The organism is Prosthecobacter sp., assembly GCF_049294395.1.
In the GTDB taxonomy this organism is placed as follows: Bacteria; Verrucomicrobiota; Verrucomicrobiia; order Verrucomicrobiales; family Verrucomicrobiaceae; genus Prosthecobacter.
In genome coordinates, this window is the sequence record NZ_JBAQCR010000138.1 from 1 (window position 1) to 5,613 (window position 5,613).

Annotated in this window: 3 protein-coding genes; all 3 read right to left on the reverse strand. The window is 61.7% G+C overall.

The annotated features are described in order from the left end of the window. Positions 1–228 precede the first annotated feature (228 nt). Positions 229–2,820 (reverse strand): VWA domain-containing protein, encoded by a 2,592-nt coding sequence (locus WAW39_RS09165; RefSeq protein ID WP_422318007.1) that lies wholly within the window; start codon positions 2,818–2,820, stop codon positions 229–231. Positions 2,821–2,908: 88 nt separating this feature from the next. After that, entirely contained in the window at positions 2,909–4,045 is a 1,137-nt protein-coding gene (locus tag WAW39_RS09170) for an aminotransferase class V-fold PLP-dependent enzyme (protein ID WP_422318009.1), read from the reverse strand. Between the two features lie 454 nt (positions 4,046–4,499). Next, positions 4,500–5,420 (reverse strand): alpha/beta hydrolase, encoded by a 921-nt coding sequence (locus WAW39_RS09175; protein WP_422318011.1) that lies wholly within the window; start codon positions 5,418–5,420, stop codon positions 4,500–4,502. Positions 5,421–5,613 lie beyond the last annotated feature (193 nt).

Genomic DNA, 5,613 nt, shown 5'->3' on the forward strand with positions numbered 1-5,613 from the left:
CGAAAAATTCATCCAGGAGCGCGGAATTTATTCCGCAGCGCTCCGCAAGCACCCACCCCTCCGCGCTCATCCCCCAGCCATCGCCGTTCCAACTCGCGTGTCGCAGGAAAGGTGATCCTCGGCTTGAAGGGAATGATGCGTGGTTAAGAGCCTGCCGCTTCGGCGGAGTGCTGCGGAATAAATTCCGCGCCCCTGCCGAGCTTGTAACTGCGGTAGCACAATGGGGGGTCACGCCGCTTTACGCTGCGGCACGAGCTGCCACAAACCCACCACGTGTTCCCAGCGGCGGATGGCGGTGTCGATGAGGAAGATCGTCAGCAGTGCGAGCAGCAGTGACGGCCAGAGTTCTTCATACTGCACGGCCTTGGTCGTTTCGAGATTGGGCAGGCGTTTGTTGTCGGTGAGGTAATCGCCGCCGGTGATGCGTACGGCTTCCTTCAGCAGCTCTTCGTTCACGGTGCCAAGGCTGGCTTCGGTGGAGGGATTGTGAATGAGACCGGTGGTGACCATCTCGGCACCTACTTGAGCGCGGATGAGATACACGCCGGCCTGCGTGGGTTTGAAGTCTGCCACATACGTGCCGGGAGCATCCTGGCGCAGCGTCAGCTTTTGCACGGCCTTCAGCGGCGCACCCAAGGCATCTGCGGCCACGTGAAACACCTCGGCGGAGACGGTGGCGTTGTTGGCGCGCGTGCCGGCGTCTGCAAGGAGATCGACGCTGACGCGTGCGTCATCGCCTTCCATGCGGGCGGAGAGATCCATGAGGCGGCCCTGTGGGGCGCGGGCAGTTTCACGCAGAACCTGGGACCAGAAGCGGCCATAGCCGCTCCAGCGCGCGATCCACAGCGAGGCCCAGCGGCTCTTCGCATCTGAGGTGAAGGCGGTGGCCTTGCCGAGACCGAAGCGCCAGTGCGCGAGCAGGGGATCTCCCGTTTCAGTGACCAGCGGCACCTGCGCCGAAGTGCGGCGCGTGGTTTTCACGTAGCCGAGCAGCTCGGGGGAATCCCACTTTTCAAAGCCGGCGAGGATGGGATCTTTTTCCTTCAGCTCAGGTGTGAAGGGCTCTTCACGGATCATGCGGCCGGTGTGCATGAGGGTGTCCTGCGTGAAGATGCGCGTGATGCTGCTGGCATCCATCGTCGAATACGACTGCCCGCCGCCGCTGGAGGCGATGGCCTGCAGCAGCGCCACATGCGAGCCTTCGCCGATGGCGACGGTGGAAATCGTCAGGCCTTCGCCGCGGCACTGCGTGGCAAGTTGTTCGTAGCCGGAGCCTGCGGTCTGGCCATCGGTGAGGATGATCATGTGCTTCACGCGTGCCTTCGTGCGCAGCAGAGCCTCGCGGCCGAGTTGAAAAGCCGGCAGCAGATTAGTGCCGCCACCGGATGCGATGGCGGCGATCTGACCGGACACCGCATTCGTGGAAGTCAGCCGCGTCATTGGCGCGACGACGTGCGCTTCCGAGTCAAAGGCCCACACGCCGAGGGAGTCGTTGTGCCCGAGCACTTCCGCCGTGGCGATGGCGGCGCTCTTGGCCATCTCGAGTTTTTCTCCGGCCATGGAGCCGGAGCGGTCCAGCACGATGGCGACGGCGGCGCTTTGCTTTTCTTCTTCGTCAGGTGCCTTCAGCCGCACGGGCAGAACTTCTTCAATGGGGGTGCGATAGTAGCCACCCACGCCGAAGGAACCTGGGCCGCCGAGCATGATGAGGCCACCGCCGAGTTTATCCACGTAGTCGCGCAGCGCATTCATGAGCGGCTCGCCAAGCTGGTGCGCGGGAACGTCGGAGAGAATCACGCCATCGTAGCCGCCGAGCATTTCAAAGGTGATTGCGAGATTGCCCGGCTGACGCATGTCCAGCTCGATGCCTTCCTTCTCCATCGCCTGCATGAGGTAGCGGCCTTCGGCGGCGTCGGATTCGATGTAGAGCAGTCGCAGCCTTCCGCGCACATCCACGATGGCGAGGGCGCTGTCATTGCCGGGAAGCGTGTCGCCAGCGATCCCTTCCAGCACCGCGCGGTATTGGAAGGTGTTGCGCGTGGATGGGGTGCGATTGAAGACGATCTCCTGCGTGGCTCCGGGTTTGAGCGTAACGGGGCGCTTTTCCACTTCGATGCCGTTTTCGTAGAGCTTCAGAGTGCCGGTGCCTGCGATGGTGCTCTCAAAGGCCGCCTTCAAACTCAGGCTGGCTCCCTCAAACAAGCGTGTGCGATTCGGCGTGAGCGACAGCATGCGTGCATCCGGGCGATTCGGGCCTGCCACGGGCAGCGCGTGCAGTTTGATGCCGGAGACAGCGGCTTCACGTGCCGCATCCAGCAGGCTGCCGCGTGTTTCATGGCCATCGCCAATGATAAGGATGTTTCGGCTGGCTCCGGGTGGAAACAGGGCCTCCGCGTATTCCACGGCGGCGGCGTAATGGCTGTCGCCACCGTTTTGTTTTTGCCATGCGGCCTGCATGGCGGGCGTGCTGCCTGCGGGCAGGAGTTCGGGCTGCGAGCCAAGTTGGACGACAAATGAATCAATCCCGCTGCCGAGCCCCGCACGCACGCGGGCCGCTTCAGCGAGCGACTTGCTCAAACCTTCTTCGCCCATGCTCTGGCTGGTATCCACGATGATGCCGAGCGCCTTGCGCCCCGTCTGCGTCACACGAGCCGGTCCGGCGAGCGCGGCGATGGCAAGCATCACGCCGATGGCGCGGGTGACCAGCAGCAGTCGTTTCCGCAGTCCGGTCATGGGATGCGATGAGCGCGATTCGATCCACAGCAGCAGAGCGACTGCGGGCAGGATGAGCAGAAGGAGTTTTGGCGATTCCCAGTCCAAGGTCTCGGAGGATAGGCTTGCTGACTGTCAGGGCAAGGGGTGTCCCGAAAAAAGGCGGGACGCCTCGATCCGTTGTCAGGCCGGAGGCCTAACCTCCGATGGCGCTACGCAGCGTGCTCAGCAGCTTCTCAATGTTCTCCGCCGTGGTGTAGCCATGCACAGCGATGCGAATGCGGCCGACCTGATGCATGACGTGGATGTTTTGCGCGAGCAGGGCCTCATTGATGGCGGCGGTGTTTTCGTGTTTGAAAGCCACGATACCGCTGGAACAACCGGGCTGCGCGGCGCTGAGCGCGGTGAGGCCCAGTTCCTTCAATCCGGCATGCACGCGGGCGACGAGCGGGTCTGCATGCGCGATGATCTTGTCCATGCCTACGCCTTCAAGATAGCGCAGCGAGGCATTCAGGGCATACAGCGCGGCAAAGCTGGGCATGCCGACGGAGAAGCTGAGCGCGCCGGGCTTGATGCGGGCGCTTTCAAAACGATCGGCATCAAAGGCGTTCGCGATGTGATACCAGCCACCGGCACTGGTGGTGAGCCGTGCGGCGGATTTTTTTGGAATGCCGATGACGCCACCGCCGTGGATGCCGAGGGTCCATTTGTGAGTGCTGGAAATCATGATGTCAGCGTCCTGGCAATCAAGCGCGACGCGGCCCAGAGCCTGCGTGACATCGACGGCGATGACCGCCTGCGGTGCGAGCTTGCGGATCATGTCGCGCAGCGGAGCGAAGGGGATGCGGTGGCCGTTGTAGAAGCTCACCAGGCTGACCTGCACGAGAGCCGTGCGTTCATTGAGCAGTTCTGCGAGATCAACGAGGTTCAAGGCGCCTTCACGATTCTTCCAAAGGCGTGTGACGGGGCGTGAAGCCTCGGGCGCGGTGAGCCAGGGCGTGGCTCCGGCGGGGAAATCGAGATCGGTGACGACGACTTCGTCCTGCGGCTTGAGTTGCAGAGCGTTGGCGAGGAGGTTGTAGGCTTCGGAGCTGCAGGAGCAGAAGGAGACCTCATCGGTACTGAGGCCGAGGTGCCGGGCGGTGATCTCGCGGCAGTCTTCCACACGTGGGAAATGGAAATCGCGCCCGCGCATGCCGAGCGACTTGTGGTGCATGTATTCCGCCACGGCTTCATTCACACAGAGAGGCGGGATGCTCTCGGCGGCGGTGTTGAGGTAATGAATGCCTTTGAGGCTGGGGAAATCGGCGGCGCGGGAGGATTCAGTAAGCATGCGGGGAAGAAACGTCGCTCGCGCCGCTTTTTTCGCGTGGGGAGAGGCTGAATTCACTGAACTGTCCGGGACAGCCGAAAACCGATGTGGACGGCTTTCTGCGCCGTGGCATTGGAAAGGCACATGGCACCTTCGTCTCATGCCCGGCTTCTTTGAGAGCAGGTCTGGCATTTCTGCTGCGGCAGACAGGTTCTCACGCAGGCGAACTACGCGGCGTTCCGGCCGTAGGTCGGTCGTGTTTGGCGTCCAGGACTTTCCGATGCTCTGTCACGTCCTCCGCCAAACCGCCCGACTGCGAGGACGTGCGTACGCCGTGGTGTTTGCAGCGCGCTGATGGACGGGCGGGCTTCGCCACGACCGTCCTACGACACCCTCGGCTGCCTGGCCTATTTCATCCGAAGAAAATGTTCTGCGGCAAACCGAACCTCTCTGATCATGATTGGCTTCTCATTTCTCACTTCTCATGCTTCAATGAGGGCGCGTTTTCTGGCACCTTGATCGAGGGCTCTCCGCCGAGGTAGCCGAGGGAGGTGAGGAATTCGTCCATCTTCTTCGCGGTGACTTGAATCCAGGGCTCCTTGTTGAAAAAGCCATGCGGCATGTCCGCTGCGGACCACATCTCGGCGCGCAGTCCGAGATCGGTGGCTTTTTTCACATACTCATCTCCACCGGCTTTGAGCTTGTCGGCGGTGCCGAAGAAGAGAATGGCGGGCGGGGTGTCTTTGCTGACGAAGCTGTTGGGCGTGATGGCCTCCGCCATCTCCAGCGTCATCGGGCCTTCGCCGGTGACGCGCTGCTTGAAGAGCGTGGCGATGTTCATGGCCGGATTGAACAGCACCAGGGCGTTCGGTTTGGCGGAGATGGATTTGTCGTCGGACTCGGCATCGTAAGCAGACACCAACGCCGTGCAGGCCGCGAGGTGGCCACCGGCGGAGCCGCCGCCCGCGATGACCTTGGTTGGATCGATGCCGAGCTCCGTGGCATGCCCCCGCACCCAGCGGATGGCGCTCTTGGCATCTTCGACGGCTTTGTCCGGCATCGTCTTGTGGACATTGAGAATGCGGTAATCTGCACTGATGGCCACGATGCCTCGGCTGGCCAGGTATTCCGCCTGCGGGACGAATTGAAGATACGACCCGCTCTTCCAGCCACCGCCAAAGAAAAACACCGCGCAAGGCCTGAGCACTGCAGCCTGAACTTCGCCCTTTGGCGAGAAGACATGGAGCTTCAGTTCACCCTGCGGCGTGGTTTTATAGACGATCTCTTTTGTGGCGACTTCGGTGGTGGTCAGTTTGATCAAAGGCTTGTTCTTGCCCGCTTTCTGAGCGTGCAACGGCAAGGCGATGGCGAGGAGGACGGGAAGGAGCAGGCGCATGGTGTGGCTGAAACGATGGGGAAGGGGCGGTTGTTTCGGAGGCTGAAGATCCTTTGAAGTACGACAGACACTCCTGTTGTATTCCATGATGTTGCACTGTGTTGCATTCATTTGCAAAGCCTTGCAGCACAAGGGTTCGGCGATGATTGCGCGTTGCGCCCAATTGCATCCAGTGGGGCTGAATTGCACGTTT